This is a genomic window from Ruegeria sp. AL7 (genome assembly GCF_056536105.1).
The window spans coordinates 1876013-1890161 of record NZ_JBQFJF010000001.1 but is presented as its reverse complement, the minus strand read 5'-3'; the positions used below and the strand labels follow the sequence as shown (position 1 = coordinate 1890161).

At 60.0% G+C, this 14149-nt stretch carries 17 protein-coding genes; 9 read left to right on the top strand and 8 right to left on the bottom strand.

All coding sequences use genetic code 11. The features are described 5' to 3' along the window. Positions 1-11 precede the first annotated feature (11 nt). The 8 genes from phnG to phnN are packed head-to-tail and all read left to right on the top strand — an operon-like array spanning position 12 to position 5608. A complete protein-coding gene (gene phnG, locus ACR3E2_RS09385; RefSeq protein WP_480484066.1) occupies positions 12-470 on the top strand; it encodes a phosphonate C-P lyase system protein PhnG in 459 nt (152 codons plus the stop codon). After that, positions 470-1045: a phosphonate C-P lyase system protein PhnH gene (gene phnH, locus ACR3E2_RS09380; RefSeq protein ID WP_480484065.1), complete on the top strand. Its 576-nt coding sequence runs from the start codon at positions 470-472 to the stop codon at positions 1043-1045. The genes phnG and phnH overlap by 1 nt, the downstream gene beginning before the upstream one ends. Before the next feature lie 3 nt (positions 1046-1048). After that, positions 1049-2140: a carbon-phosphorus lyase complex subunit gene (locus ACR3E2_RS09375; RefSeq protein WP_480484064.1), complete on the top strand. Its 1092-nt coding sequence runs from the start codon at positions 1049-1051 to the stop codon at positions 2138-2140. Further along, positions 2137-2733 (top strand): HAD family hydrolase, encoded by a 597-nt coding sequence (locus ACR3E2_RS09370; RefSeq protein ID WP_480484063.1) that lies wholly within the window; start codon positions 2137-2139, stop codon positions 2731-2733. Before ACR3E2_RS09375 ends, ACR3E2_RS09370 begins: the two co-directional genes overlap by 4 nt. Further along, positions 2730-3590 (top strand): alpha-D-ribose 1-methylphosphonate 5-phosphate C-P-lyase PhnJ, encoded by an 861-nt coding sequence (locus ACR3E2_RS09365; RefSeq protein ID WP_480484062.1) that lies wholly within the window; start codon positions 2730-2732, stop codon positions 3588-3590. Before ACR3E2_RS09370 ends, ACR3E2_RS09365 begins: the two co-directional genes overlap by 4 nt. Beyond that, a complete protein-coding gene (gene phnK / locus ACR3E2_RS09360) occupies positions 3587-4357 on the top strand; it encodes a phosphonate C-P lyase system protein PhnK (protein WP_480484061.1) in 771 nt (256 codons plus the stop codon). Before ACR3E2_RS09365 ends, phnK begins: the two co-directional genes overlap by 4 nt. 22 nt (positions 4358-4379) lie before the next feature. Beyond that, the gene (gene phnL, locus ACR3E2_RS09355) at positions 4380-5063 is read left to right on the top strand and encodes a phosphonate C-P lyase system protein PhnL (RefSeq protein ID WP_480484060.1); all 684 of its coding nucleotides are present in this window, start codon (positions 4380-4382) and stop codon (positions 5061-5063) included. Further along, the gene (gene phnN / locus ACR3E2_RS09350) at positions 5060-5608 is read left to right on the top strand and encodes a phosphonate metabolism protein/1,5-bisphosphokinase (PRPP-forming) PhnN (RefSeq protein WP_480484059.1); all 549 of its coding nucleotides are present in this window, start codon (positions 5060-5062) and stop codon (positions 5606-5608) included. The genes phnL and phnN overlap by 4 nt, the downstream gene beginning before the upstream one ends. Here the strand turns inward: phnN and ACR3E2_RS09345 are convergent. After that, positions 5590-6273 (bottom strand): DUF1045 domain-containing protein, encoded by a 684-nt coding sequence (locus ACR3E2_RS09345; protein WP_209598252.1) that lies wholly within the window; start codon positions 6271-6273, stop codon positions 5590-5592. The two genes, phnN and ACR3E2_RS09345, sit on opposite strands and share 19 nt — an antisense overlap. Positions 6274-6325: 52 nt before the next feature. Between ACR3E2_RS09345 and ACR3E2_RS09340 the strand changes: the two genes are divergently transcribed. Further along, entirely contained in the window at positions 6326-7468 is a 1143-nt protein-coding gene (locus ACR3E2_RS09340; RefSeq protein ID WP_480484058.1) for an alpha-D-ribose 1-methylphosphonate 5-triphosphate diphosphatase, read from the top strand. On the opposite strand, the gene ACR3E2_RS09335 is transcribed toward ACR3E2_RS09340, so the two are convergent. From ACR3E2_RS09335 to ACR3E2_RS09305, 7 genes are read right to left on the bottom strand one after another with little or no spacing between them, the layout of a single operon-like run. Beyond that, positions 7469-7945 (bottom strand): class I SAM-dependent methyltransferase, encoded by a 477-nt coding sequence (locus ACR3E2_RS09335; RefSeq protein ID WP_480484057.1) that lies wholly within the window; start codon positions 7943-7945, stop codon positions 7469-7471. Between the two features lie 10 nt (positions 7946-7955). Then, complete coding sequence (locus ACR3E2_RS09330) at positions 7956-8711, bottom strand: polysaccharide deacetylase family protein (RefSeq protein WP_480484056.1); 756 nt, start codon at positions 8709-8711, stop codon at positions 7956-7958. Beyond that, positions 8708-9850, bottom strand: a complete 1143-nt coding sequence (locus tag ACR3E2_RS09325) for a glycosyltransferase family protein (protein WP_480484055.1) — start codon at positions 9848-9850, stop codon at positions 8708-8710. The genes ACR3E2_RS09330 and ACR3E2_RS09325 overlap by 4 nt, the downstream gene beginning before the upstream one ends. Next, positions 9847-10431: a histidine phosphatase family protein gene (locus ACR3E2_RS09320; protein WP_480484054.1), complete on the bottom strand. Its 585-nt coding sequence runs from the start codon at positions 10429-10431 to the stop codon at positions 9847-9849. Before ACR3E2_RS09320 ends, ACR3E2_RS09325 begins: the two co-directional genes overlap by 4 nt. Next, positions 10428-11504 carry a glycosyltransferase family 4 protein gene (locus ACR3E2_RS09315; protein WP_480484053.1) on the bottom strand — a complete coding sequence of 359 codons (1077 nt, stop codon included), beginning with the start codon at positions 11502-11504 and terminating at the stop codon, positions 10428-10430. The genes ACR3E2_RS09320 and ACR3E2_RS09315 overlap by 4 nt, the downstream gene beginning before the upstream one ends. After that, positions 11504-12751: a glycosyltransferase family 4 protein gene (locus ACR3E2_RS09310; protein ID WP_480484052.1), complete on the bottom strand. Its 1248-nt coding sequence runs from the start codon at positions 12749-12751 to the stop codon at positions 11504-11506. The genes ACR3E2_RS09315 and ACR3E2_RS09310 overlap by 1 nt, the downstream gene beginning before the upstream one ends. Continuing rightward, a complete protein-coding gene (locus ACR3E2_RS09305) occupies positions 12748-13962 on the bottom strand; it encodes a glycosyltransferase family protein (RefSeq protein WP_480484051.1) in 1215 nt (404 codons plus the stop codon). Before ACR3E2_RS09305 ends, ACR3E2_RS09310 begins: the two co-directional genes overlap by 4 nt. Positions 13963-14149 lie beyond the last annotated feature (187 nt).

The window sequence follows — 14149 nt, the reverse complement described above, 5'->3', positions numbered from 1 at the left end:
AAGAGGCTTTGATGACAGATCAGACAGAATTCGCGATCGGGGCGCGCAGGGATTGGATGGGTTTGCTGGCCCGTGCACCTGACGACACCCTGATGACCTTGTGGGACGGGATTGAGACCCGCCCGAGCTTTGACTGGCTGCGCCGCCCCGAGGTCGGGAGCGTGATGGTGCGTGGTCGCACCGGCGGCACCGGAGCACCGTTCAATCTGGGCGAAATGACGGTCACGCGCTGTTCTGTGGTGTTGCAGGATGGAACGGTTGGTCACGGTTATGTTCAGGGTAGATCGAAACCCAAGGCCGAAGCCGCAGCATTGATTGATGCGATGATGCAGACCGGGGCAGCGGATGAGGTGCAGGCGCGGCTGCTCGACCCGCTTCAGCAGCAAATGCAGGCGGTCAAAAGCACTCGCGCGGCCAAGGCAGCGGCCACCAAGGTTGAGTTTTTCACGCTTGTTCGGGGGGAAGATTGATGGCCGCGCAAACACAGTTTTCCGGGGGCTTTGAAAACGCACCTGTCGATGCTGCACATGCGTTCCGCGCTGCGATGACCGTCATGGCATGCCCGGGCGACATACGTGTGCTATCGGGCGGCGAACCTCCAGCGCCCCTGTCCGTGGCGGCCGGTACACTGCTGCTGACGCTGTGCGACCCCGAGACCAGGGTTCACCTGGCCGGAGGCACCGATACCGAAGCAGTCCGCAATTGGCTGACTTTCCACACGGGCGCCCCGCTCGTATCCGCAGCAAAGGCTGATTTTGCCGTTGGCACATGGGACGCATTGGGGCCGCTTAACGCCTATCGCATCGGAACGCCGGAATACCCGGATCGTTCGGCTACCCTGATAGTGGAATGCGATCGGCTGGAGCAGAGCGGTACCGTTCTGAGCGGCCCCGGCATCAAAAAGACCGCGCGCCTGTCTCTGCCGGATATTCCGGCGCTTCAGGGGAATGCGATGCTCTATCCTCTGGGGTGCGATTTCTTTTTTACCTGCGGCGACAGGGTTGCGGCCCTGCCACGCAGCACGCAGATCACCTCGGAGACCTAAGCGATGTATGTTGCTGTCAAAGGGGGCGAAAAAGCCATCGAGAACGCCCATGCCTGGCTGGCCGAAGAACGCCGGGGCGCGACCGATGTGGCGGAGCTGAGCCTTGCGCAGATCCGCGAACAGCTGAGCCTTGCAGTGAACCGGGTCATGGCGGAAGGCTCGCTATATGACCTCGACCTGGCTGCGCTGGCGATAAAGCAGGCGCGGGGCGATCTGATTGAGGCGATCTTTCTGATCCGCGCCTATCGCACCACGCTGCCGCGTTTTGGCCATTCCAATCCGGTCGAAACAGGTGAGATGGCCTGCGACCGTCGGATTTCGGCCACGTTCAAAGATGCACCCGGTGGGCAGGTTCTGGGGCCGACGTTCGACTATACCCATCGTTTGCTGGATTTCAAACTGGCCGCGGATGGTGATGTCCCGAAAGTTCCGGAAGGTTCAGCGCGGCAGGAACCGACGCCGCATATCACTGAATTCCTGAAAGACGAGGGCCTCATTCAGGACGAGCCGGCAAGTGATGACACCCCCGGCGACCTGACGCGCGAACCGATGGAATTCCCCGCCAATCGCCCGTTGCGCCTGCAATCGCTGACACGCGGGGATGAGGGTTTCGTGCTGGGCATGGCTTATTCCACCCAGCGCGGTTACGCACGCAACCACGCGTTTGTGGGTGAATTGCGGATCGGCAAGGTTGCTGTTGAAATGGACATCCCCGAGTTGGGTTTTGCCATAGATATCGGCGAGGTCGAACTGACCGAGTGTGAGACGGTGAACCAGTTCAAGGGTTCAAAAACCGAGCCGCCTCAGTTCACGCGCGGTTATGGTCTGGTCTTTGGTCAATCCGAACGAAAAGCCATCGCGATGGCCTTGGTTGATCGCGCGCTGCGGTGGAAGGAACTGGGCGAAGACAATCTGGGCGCGCCTGCGCAGGATGAAGAATTTGTTCTGAGCCACGCGGACAACATTCAGGCGACCGGTTTTCTCGAACACATCAAGCTGCCGCATTACGTGGATTTCCAGTCCGAGCTTGAACTGGTCCGCAAACTGCGCCGCGAGGCTGACGCGCGGATCACGTCAAAGGAGGCTGCGGAATGAAGGCTGTCGTTTTTGATATCGGCAACGTTTTGATCCAGTGGGATCCGCATTTGGCATGGCTGGATGAGATGGGTAGCCGCGAGGCGGTGGCAGAGTTTCTCACTCGTATCGATTTCCCCGAACGTAATCTGCGGGCCGATGGCGGTGAGGATTTCGCTGATCTGGCTGCTGAACTGGAAGATGCTGACGACCAGCGACGTCTGAGTTCTTATGTTGAGCGCTATGCCATGACCGTCCCACACAAGATCGAGGGAACTTGGCGATTGCTCCATCGTTTGAAAGAACAGGGCACCCCGGTTCATGCGATCACCAACTGGTCAGCGGAAACATGGCCCGTTGGTGTTGGTGTGCATCCTGAACTGGGCGAGGTCTTTGGCGTGACCGTAGTGTCAGGTCAGGAAAAGCTTTTGAAACCGCAGCCCGAGATTTTCCGTCGGATGTGCGACCGGGCCGATCTTTCCCCTCAGAACTGTATCTTTGTCGATGATAGCCCAAGAAACGTGGATGGAGCCCGCGCCGTTGGCATGGACGCCATACATTTTACCAGCCCTCAGGCCTTTGAAGTAGCCTTAACTGCGCGGGGACTGCTATGAGCGCGTACAACTTTGCATATTTGGACGAACAAACCAAACGGATGATCCGCAGGGCCATCCTGAAGGGCCTGGCTATTCCAGGGTATCAGGTGCCCTTTGCCAGCCGTGAAATGCCGATGCCTTATGGCTGGGGCACCGGAGGGGTGCAGGTCTCGGCCGCGACGCTGACGCCTGAGGATACGCTCAAGGTCATCGATCAGGGTGCGGATGACACGACCAACGCAGTGTCGATCCGCAAGTTCTTTGAAAAGACCGCAGGTGTGGAGACGACCGAGGAAACCGAGAAGGCGACGGTGATCCAGACCCGCCACCGCATCCCCGAGGCGAAGCTGCGCGAAGATCAGATTATCGTTTATCAGGTGCCGATTCCGGAACCTCTGCGCTTCCTCGAGCCGCGTGAGACCGAGACACGCAAGATGCACAGCCTTGAAGAATATGGGCTGATGCATGTGAAGCTATATGAGGATATCAGCCAGCACGGGGCGATCTCGACCGCTTACGCCTATCCGGTGAAAGTGTCTGGCCGCTATGTGATGGACCCGTCCCCGATCCCGAAATTCGACAACCCGAAGCTTGAAATGGATGCAATCCAGCTGTTCGGTGCCGGGCGCGAGCAGCGCATTTACGCGGTACCGCCACATACCCGGGTCGTGAGCCTTGATTTCGAGGATTACCCGTTCGAGGCCACCAAGGCCGATCATCCCTGTGACCTGTGCGGAGCCGAGGATAGCTATCTGGATGAAGTCATCATGGATGATGCGGGCAACCGAATGTTTGTCTGTTCGGATACCGATTATTGCCGGTCGCGCCGCGAAGCGGGCCATATGGGCCGACTGGCCGAGGAGAACGCGGCATGACCCCCCTGTTGCAAGTCAAGGGCATCGAAAAGCTCTATGGTGCGCGGATCGGATGCGCGGATGTGACTTTTGATCTCTACCCCGGTGAGGTGATGGGGATCGTGGGCGAAAGCGGGTCGGGCAAGTCGACCCTGCTGAATTGTCTGGCCGGTCATCTGGTGCCCGATGCAGGGCAGGTGATCTTTGACACGCGCGCGAACGGGCCGGTGGATACGGTGACCATGTCGGAGCCCGAACGCCGGATGTTGAGCCGTACCGACTGGGCCTTTGTGCATCAGCATGCACGTGACGGCCTGCGGATGTCAGTTAGTGCCGGAGGCAATATTGGTGAACGGCTGATGGCCGTGGGCGAGCGCCACTATGGTGACATCCGAGACAAGGCCATTGACTGGCTGGGTCGGGTCGAGATCGAGGCGGCCCGCGTTGATGACCGGCCCACCGCGTTTTCGGGCGGGATGCAGCAACGTTTGCAGATCGCCCGCAATCTGGTGACTGGCCCGCGACTGGTGTTCATGGACGAACCGACCGGGGGGCTGGATGTCTCGGTTCAGGCGCGATTACTGGACCTCTTGCGCGGCTTGGTGCGTGAAATGGGGCTGAGCGCGATCATCGTGACCCATGATCTTGCTGTGGTGCGCCTGTTGGCCGACCGGTTGATGGTGATGAAGGATGGTCATGTGGTTGAGGCCGGGCTGACCGATCAGGTGCTGGATGATCCCCAACACGCCTATACGCAACTGCTAGTGTCCAGCGTTCTGCAGGTTTGAGTATTTGGGAAAAGGTGAAGCAATGATTGAACTGATCAATGTGAGCAAAAGCTTTACCCTGCACAATCAGGGCGGTGCTGTTATCCCGGTGATGGAAGGCGCGTCGTTGAGGGTTGAACCGGGTGAGTGCGTTGCTTTGACCGGGGCGTCTGGTGCGGGCAAGTCCACGCTGATGCGCGTGATTTATGGCAACTACCTGGTGGCCTCTGGTCAGGTGCTGGTTGGAGGTCTGGACGTGGCAAAAGCCGAGCCGCGCCAGATCTTGACCCTCCGCCGGGAAACGCTGGGCTATGTCAGTCAATTCCTGCGGGTCGTGCCGCGGGTGCCGACACTGGACGTTGTGGCAGAGCCTTTGCTGGCCGTGGGTTGCGACAGAATTGAGGCGCTGGAGAAATCCGCCGAGTTACTGAAGCGGCTGAACATTCCTGAGCGCTTGTGGACCCTGAGCCCCACAACCTTTTCGGGCGGCGAACAGCAGCGGGTGAACATTGCGCGTGGCTTTGCGCATGACTACCCGGCGATGTTGCTGGACGAACCGACGGCAAGTCTGGATGTGCAGAACCGCGAAACCGTGTTGTCGCTGATTGAAGAGGCAAAAGGACGTGGCGCGGCGATTGTCGGGATATTCCACGACCTCGATGCCCGTGAGCGCGTCTGTGACCGCGAAGTCAATGTCGCTGACTTCACGCCGGGACTGGCGGCATGACACTTGCCCCTGTCATAGCGATTGTTGGCCCCTCGGGCGTTGGCAAAGACAGCGTCATGGAAGCGTTGGAGGCACAGGTGCCTGGCGTCCGGCGGGTGCGAAGGGTGATCACCCGCCCCGCAGGCGAAGAAGGCGAGGATTTTGACCGGGTTTCGGTTGCAGAATTCCAGCAGATGGAACAGGCAGGCGCTTTTGCCCTCAGCTGGCCTGCGCACGGACTGTTCTACGGTATCCCGGACGAGATTTTGCGACAGCGTCAGGGGGCGATTGCGGTTCTGGTCAATCTTTCCCGCGGGATTCTTTTGCAGGCGCAGAAGGTGTTTGGAGATCTGATTGTGATCTCTCTGACGGCAGATGTCGGAGTTTTGGCGCGGCGCCTGTCCGCTCGGGGACGGGAAAGCGCAGACGAGCAGGCGCGGCGGTTGTGTCGCGCCAAAGTGGCGTTGCCGGATGGTCTGAACCGGGTCATCCAAATTGACAATTCCGGCGCGCTGGAAGACACGGTTGCCGAAATCCTGCGCCGCCTTCAACCGGAAAGCGCGTAGCGATGGATCAGGTGAAACCGCCCTTCTTCCGCCTCGCCCATCAGGGCAAGATCAGTGATCTGGAAAGGTTGCGGCAGCAAGGGGCTCAGATGGGTGTGCAGTGCTTCTTGGGTTGCCCTGAGGGTTGGTTTGTCCAGTTTACCGCTGAGCGTGATGTGAAATCGAAACGCGTCCAGCACGTGGGGATAGCCCCATTGGGTCAGATTAGCGTCCTGCTCGGGGGTCAGTCCCGCGGCGCGGCGGCGCGTCAGTTCGGCCTGAGTGGCAGGTGCGCGAAACCGGTCGAGATCGCGAACACAGGCCGCGGCCAACGCATTCAGCGCCTGCGTTTCACCCAGCGGGCACAGGGCCAGAAAACGTCCAAGACGGGTAATTTCCAGACCGTCGAGTGTGATGGGCTGCCGAGTTGCAGCCAGCGCAATGCACGCCTGATGCAATGCGTCAAAGGTCAGGCCGTCGCGCAACCGGAACGGCGGTTTCAGGGTCGCGTGCAGCCCGTATTTGCGCGGCACCTCAGTGATGGTCGCTATGTCGATGCCACCCATGATCGGATGCGCGACCTGCGTTCCCTTTGCCATGTCCCAGCCCAGCCAGCTGGTTGCAAATTCCGTCCAGGCCACCCCGGCGGGTGGCGCAAAATAGATCGCGTATCGCGTGAATGTCACATTGGCCTCCTATTAAGTGGCCTTCCAATACCTCAGATTGCGTAAAGTTCAGATGACAGAAGACTTGATCCTTGCCAATGCCACGCTTGTGTTGCCGAATGAAACCGTGATCGGTTGTGTTCGAATAGCAGGTGACACTATCATCGAAATCGACACCGGGCGTGCAGTTCCCGCTGGTGCGATAGATTGCGAAGGCGACTATGTCAGCCCCGGTCTTGTCGAGTTGCACACGGATAATCTTGAACGCCATATTCAGCCGCGCCCCAACGTGCATTGGCCCCATGCTGCCGCCATTCTGGCCCATGACGCGGAACTGGCCAGCGTGGGGATCACAAGTGTGTTCGATGCGATGCGGGTAGGTTCAATCCCCTCCGGTGCAGGACGGTACGGAAAATATGCCCGCGGCCTGTCGCGGGAGTTGTGGGATCTGCGCGAGCAGGATGCGCTCAAGATCAGCCATTTCCTGCATTTGCGGGCAGAGGTGTGTTCCGAGACACTGATCGAAGAACTGGACGAGTTTGGACCCGAGGACAGGGTTGGCCTTGTGTCCATCATGGATCACACCCCCGGCCAGCGTCAGTTTCGCGACATGGGCAAGCTGGAATCCTTTCTGAAGGGCAAATATGCCATGGACGATGATACGTTCTTTCAGCATGTGGCTCAGCTGAAAAGCCTACGGGATCGCAACGGTGATGCGCACGAGGTCGAAACCGTCAAGGCCGCGCGCCGATTTGGGGCCGTGCTTGCCAGTCATGACGATACGACCGAAGATCAGGTGAAGATCTCGGCAGGTCACGGCATTCGGCTGGCTGAGTTCCCCACAACGGTGGAAGCTGCGCGAGCGTGTCATGATCACGGTATCAAGGTCATGATGGGCGCGCCAAACGTTGTTCGCGGAGGCTCTCATTCCGGTAATGTTGCGGCCAGCGAATTGGCCGAGCTTGGGCATCTGGACGTAATGTCCTCGGATTACGTGCCGTCGGCCTTGTTATTGTCTGCGGTCATGCTGGGTGAAATGTGGGGCGATATGGCGCGTGGAATGAAGACCGTCACATTAGCCCCGGCGCAGGCCGCCGGGCTTGAGGATCGTGGCGAGTTGCGCGCCAATGCCCGCGCCGATGTTATCCGTTTCCGGATGCGCGCAGGTGTGCCAGCCCTCAACTCGGTTTGGGCGCGAGGTCGCCGCGTGGCGTAATCAGGCCGTATAGAACAGGTAACGGTCCGGTGCGATCGTCTCGGGCCCTTTGATCTGGTTGAAGCCGACAAGGGGCTGGCCGGATATCAACAACCCTCCGGGCTGCATGACCTGCGCGATCAACGGGCTGAGGCGTGCGGCCTCGGCCACATCTTCGTGTTTGATGCCACGTCCGAAATCATAATGCGCCAACGCGATCTTGTGCCCCTCGGCCATCAGTTTCCGCAGCATGGGTTCAGCTTCGCCTTGCAGGAAATCTTCGGCTGGTGGGGTGCTGTCAGGATGGCATTGCAGCACACGATCCATCACCCAGATCCGTCGGTTCGGCAGGATCTCTCGCAGGTGGTCATAGGTGCGGCCATTGCCCAGCCCCATATCCAGCACATCGCCAGTTTGGTCACTGATCTGTTCGGCTGCCCAGTTCAGCCCGTCACGTTGGGCCGTCAGTCGGCGAAGCATGGAATCCAGTCGGCTCATGACGATGTCCTTATTCGTTCTTCGGTGCGACCCAGAGTGTGGCAGGACCGTCCAGCAGATGTTTCAACAACGCCTCGGTAAAGGCCCATATGTCCTGATCATGGACCAGGTGATGGGTCAATACTCCAAACGGCTCGGCGTTGTCTGCGCGGCCTTCGCGCCTGTCCCGCAGGAGGTTAACTGTCTGAGCGACCAGGCGGTCCGGAGAGATCAGACCGCGTGAACCCCGCCAGTCAATCGGGTCAAGATGTGTGTTGACCTGCTCAAGCCCCGCAGCCGCCATTTTCGTTCTGCGGGGCGTTGCCGTGGAAAGAATGCGGTATCCCAGCGATGGAAGATGTTCGATGACTTCTGGTGCAATGCGGTTCCACGGAGGGACAAACATCGGCCGCAGGGTGTTGCCGAACAAGGCGTCAAGGCGTGACAGTCCTGCCGCGGCATCGGCAACAACCTCGTCCAACGGACGGTTGAGGCGAAACTCGGCTTTCTTCTCACTGGCGGGCGCATGGTTCTTGTGGGACCACCCGTGAACCACAGGGATGAGAGTTTCGCCGCGCGCAACATAGTTAGCCAGCGCAGGGGTTGCCGCGTGGGGAATGACGGCCAGATGTACCGGCAGGCCCAACTGTGCGGCCAGATCGGACAGGTGGTCTAACTGCGATGTCGGAGCGATCGCGTCATCGTCTCGCCACCACAGCGGCAACGACAGGCTCGCTGCATGCCAATGGGTCAGTTCGACCTCAAGTGGGTACCAGTCCGGGTTCATGTACGCCGCTCCAGCAGGTTCTTGGCGATCTCTACGGTTTGGGCCGCGCCATCAAATCCGAAATCCTGCTGTGCTCGGGGTCCATCTGAAATGACGCGCTCTACGGCCTGCGCCAACGCCTGCCCGCTCAGGGTTCGGCTGAGAAGCACCTCGATGGCTGGCAAACTCGACAGGCTTTGCCCACGCAGCCCCTGTTCAACCTCTTTGCCATCATCGAATGGGACAAAAACAGCGGGTGTTCCGCTTTGCAGAATATCCATGGCGGTGTTGTAGCCGCACATGCTGACCGATGCCGCCGCATGGGGCAGCATCTGGCGAAAATCCGGGCGCACGGGTTCCAGAATTGCTGAGGTTCCTTCGACCAGTTGGGACAGCGCGGCTATTCTCGCCTTGGCATCCGTCCCGCCGACCAGCAGGCGCCAACGCCTGTTGGGCATCTGGCGGGCGGCCTCGATGGCCGCGCGAAAGATCGGTTGCCCCACAGAACCGCCGCCGGCACTGACAAGGATTTCGCCCTGCCCAACGGCATCAGGATGCGGTTGAGGCAACTCAGGCGCAACAAAGCCGGTATAATGCAACCGTTCCGCCAATCGGTCCGACACCGGCCAACTGACCGAAAGCGGTGTGACACTTTCGGTCGAGTGAACAAGAATGCCGTCATAAAAGCGGGTGACGATATCTTCTGTCCGCTGGGCCTTGGCAGGTTTGGAAGGAGGGGCCAGAATATCCCGGATCGATCCCAGGATGACCGGAGGCCGAGGCAGGGCCCGTGCCGCATTCAGGGCCGCGTCGAATTCCGCCGCCAGAGACCGGCGACCAAAGGGGTAAAGCTCGGTTATCAGGATTTGCGGCTGAAAGCTGTTTACCGCCTGCACCATGGCTGTCACACGCGCGCGCTGATAATCCGCGTCAGCCTCGACGCCGCTTTCAGTCAGAAGCCGGGTGAAATTGGTTCCATCTGATCTGAGCGGTGGCAAACCGAACAGGGTTACCCCGCTGCTGTCCAGTTGAGGCGCAGGCATCCCGCCCGAGACGACCATAACTTGGTGGCCGTCATCCCGGAACGCCCGGCCCAACGTCAGGGCCCGGCTCAGATGCCCTGTTCCCAAAAGGTGCGTGACAACGATCATCACCTTCATGGCATCGGCCCATGTTTGATCAGGCGAGCGGGGTCCGGGTCTGCGGTCATTGTGTCCATTTCAACGATATACAGCCGATTGCGCTTGATCTTGAAGGGGGCGGGACCATCAAAATCCCAACCCCACGCCTGGGCGAGAATGACCCGCATGATGCCAATATGGCAGACCGCGACCGTGTCCTGCCGCAACCCGGACATCCAGGGGCGCAACCTCGTCCAGACCTCGGCAGGGCTTTCACCATCAGGCGGGCGAAAATCCCAACTCCAGTCTTCAATATGGCGATACCCGCTGGTTTCATCGGCGATCAGGTCGATGCCTCGAAGTCCTTCCCAGTAGCCCCAATTCATTTCAATCAGCGCGTCCGAGGTTTTCGCGGTGCGCCCAGACACGATCCGCGCTGTTTCGCTGGCGCGCAGCAAGGGGCTGGACCAGATATCAGCGGCGGCCCATGGGTCAGGCAAGCGATACCCGGCCAGTTCAGACCGCGCGTCCTCATCCAGCGGAATATCACTGCGCCCCTGAATGCGCCCTGCGCGGTTCCAGTGGGTATGCCCGTGGCGAAGCAGTGCAAGACGGGTCATGATACATCCTTCAACAAGGGCCGAAGATGCGCCCACAACCGCTCGGTCGCCTGAGGCATAAGATGACGCCGGGCCACATAGCTGCGCGCATTCGCCCCAAGCGCGTGGCGCTGCGCAGTATCCTCCAACAGGTTTTGCATGTGATCGGCAAGCCCTCTGGCCCCAGCATCAACCGATGGGTAAACCGCAGGTGCCAGCACATCCCGAACGCCGGGGCGGTCCTGTGCGATCACGGGCAGGCCTGTCGCCTGCGCCTCGAGATAGACCATCCCATAGGCTTCGTTCACGCCGGGCCAGACAAGCAGGGATGCGTGTTGGTAGATTTTCTGTAAGTCCGCCCGGTCGAGCTGGCCCAGAAAGTGCACCCGGCTTCCGAACGGCACCATCAACGCTTCAACATCCGGCCGCGCCGGTCCGTCCCCCGCGATGTTCAGGTTCCAGTCACATGTCAGGTGCGAAAGGGCTTCGGCCAAAATCCGGTAGGACGCCAGCTTGTCCCCATGCCGCATCATTCCGACAGTAAGCATGGGGCCGTCCCCGGCCGTAGCCACAGGCAACACGGTTTCAAGCAGAAATGGCGGCAATTCAACCAGTGCCTGCTTGCCAAAACGGTCCCGTTCCAACGTAATCAGGTCATTGGCAGTGTGGTAGAAAATGATATCCGCTGCATCACACGCCTGATGCGCCGCTTGGGCGAAATCGGCCCACGGTCCGTTCAGCCTGCTTGATGCGCGCGTGCTTTCCAATTGCACATACGGAATGCCGCGCGCCTGGCAGATCTTGGGGCCCAGCAGGTCGGGTGCTTTGTAGTAATTGTGATAAGTCACCCAAAGATCAGTATCAAAGGGCAACTCGGCGTTCAGCCGCTGTGCTTCAATCTCAGCCGCGCGAACAAGGGTTCGCTGTAGGTCCCGGTCCCCGTTCTTGTCATAGATGCGTAGGTCCGAGGCCAGTTCGACCTTATCCCCTTGCGCCGCCAAGGCGAGCATCAGGTTTCGCGCCATTTCGCGGTCGCCTGAGGGTTTCTGGCTGCCGGGGGATTTCATTGGCGCATAAAACGCAACCCGCGCCATTACGCGTCTTCCATGCTCAGGGTTTTCAGCCGTGCCGACAGCCGTGCAATACCAGGGTCCATTCGAAAATCTGCAATCAGACGGTCATAGGCTGCACGCGCCATAGTTGCTGCCGTTTCCGGATCAGCGGCCAGAGCTGAAATGGCCGAAGCCAATGCAGCCGGGTCGTCATCAGACAATACGCCATGCGTTCCGGATTGGATGAATTCCGGGATGGCCGAAACCGGTGTCGACAGGATCGGCAATAGCTGGGACGCGGCTTCCATCAACACGTTCGGCAATCCGTCACGATCCCCGTCCGCAGCAATACGGCTGGGCAGGACAAACAGGTCGGCCCTGCGCATGGCTTCGAGCACCTCCGGCTGATCGCAGGCCCCCCTCCAGGTGATGCGGTTCGCGATACCAGCAGCGCGCGCCTGTGTGTGCAGAGTGTCCCCAAGACCCCCGCCGCCAATGTGGGTCCAATGCCAGTTCAGGTTTTCCGGCAGCAGCGTGAAGGCCGCAATAAGGCGGTCAAAGCCCTTCTTTTCAACCAGTCGCCCAACGGAAATCATGTGAAACGGGTCACCAGCGGCACGTGTCCCGCGCTTTGGCGGTTCGGGGAAACGCGACAGGTCCAGACCGTGATAGATGAGGTCCACCCGGTTGGGGTCATCAGCGAGACTGCGCAGATGTTCCGCGCCGATTGCCGTGCAGGTGGCACTGAAAGCAGCTCCGTACGTTGAGGCCTGCAACTTTTCACGCTTTTCCCAGACCGGCGAGGTCCAGATGTCCTTGGCATGGGCAGAAAAGCTCCATGGCAGACCGCGTATGATGGCCGCATATCGGGCGACCGACGAGGGGGTGTGCATGAAATGGGCATAGAGCCCCTGCGTCTGGGCGGGTAACTCGGCGGCCAGAACACATGCTTGCCCGAACCGGCGGATGCGGTTCGGCGTCGGGTCTCGGCGCAGGTCGTGCCGCCAGATCTTGTAGGCTTCGGCATAGCCGGACAGGACTTGGGCGGCAGCGCGGGCCGCCCACACCCGCTGTGGCTCCTCATGCAGGTATTCTGGCAGATAGCGAACCTGCCCCGAGAAACGGTCGTGCAAAGGGTGACGTTTGGTGTCGGTTGGATGGCGCAGAGACCAGATGTCAAATCGGTGTCCGGCTTCCTGCAAGGCAACAAGTTCCTGCGCGATAAATGTTTCGGACAGTCGCGGCCAGCCTTTGACCACAACCGCCAGATTGGGAGAGGCCGAGTTCATCCAGTGGCTCGTTTCTGTTCCCGTGTCAGCAGGCTGTCAATGCGGTCGGTGACATAGTCCAAACCATCCAGCAATCCGCTTTGGATGGCCTGCGACGGCACAGATTGGTGCGGCAGGTTGCGGATGGCACGGATCATTGCGTCGGGTGTCAGGCTGTCGCGTTGTTCGTCCAGCATCTTGACCAGCCCCAGCTCTTCTGCGCGTGAGGCCCGTATCCACTGTTCCAGACGGGGTGTGGTGCGTGGAACGATGACGGCCCGTTTGTCGAAGGACAGGACCTCGCAAAACGTGTTGTAGCCGCCCATGCAGACCACGCCTTCGGCCCCGGCAAACAGTGTTTCGATCTGCGATTCAAATCCAACCGCAGTTACACGACCATTCAATGCGGCAACCCGTGCTTCGAAATCGTTGCGCAATTCACCCGACAGGAACGGGCCATAGACCAGCACAGCGCGCGGCGACAGGTCTGGGTCTTTCTCGTAGGCAGATAGCACGAGGTTGACCAGCGCCTTGCCATCGCCCCCGCCGCCGGGTGTGATCAGGATATAAGGTTGCTGAGGCGGTTCACCGACCGGGCCGAGGTCGCGGCGCAGATATCCCGTCCAGTGAATGCGGGATCGCGCTGACGCGCTTAGCGGCAAGCCTTGCGTCGGGTCGTAGATCGATTGCGATCCGTAAACCCAGATCTCATGATAGAACCGCTCGGTCGCCTCGATGGCTTCTTTGCGCGCCCATTCGGCGGCCAGCACTTCGGGTTCGTCCAGCACATCACGCAGGCCCAAAACCAGTTTCGTTCCGCAATGGCGTTCGAGGTATTTCAGTGTCGGCAACAGCTCACCCCGGAACCCTGTCGGTTCCTTGTCGACGACCAACACATCGGGGTCGAATTGCTGAACCGCAGTCTGGATCAATCCCGCGCGCAATTCGGTTACTTCGTCGATCCCCATTCCGATTGTGCGCGCGGCATACGATCCGTCCGCGCGCTTGGTCACACCGGGCAGGCGCACATGGTCAACGCGGCGGGGAAAGGTAAAACGGCCTGCCACGGGCGAACCCGTCAGGATCAGCGCCGAGGCGCTTGGATCCGCCTGCGTGATTGCCGCAGCCAAGGCGCGGGACCGGCGCAAATGCCCCAGACCGAACGTGTCGTGGCTGTAAAACAGGATACGCGGCGCGCGGTCCGGTTTAGAATTGGTTGTGCCAAGGCTCATAGTGTTGCCCGTCTTCTTGATCCCAGAGCGAAATCCGCGCGTTCGCAAGCGTTACCGTATATTTCAGTGCCACGCTTGCCAAAGGCGGATTTGCGTACTTGCAAATGTTTCAAGCATTGCGATTTGGCAACAGCGTATTGACTGTTTCGCGACATATCGCGCCACCGCCAGGCAAGGTCGCCAAAAA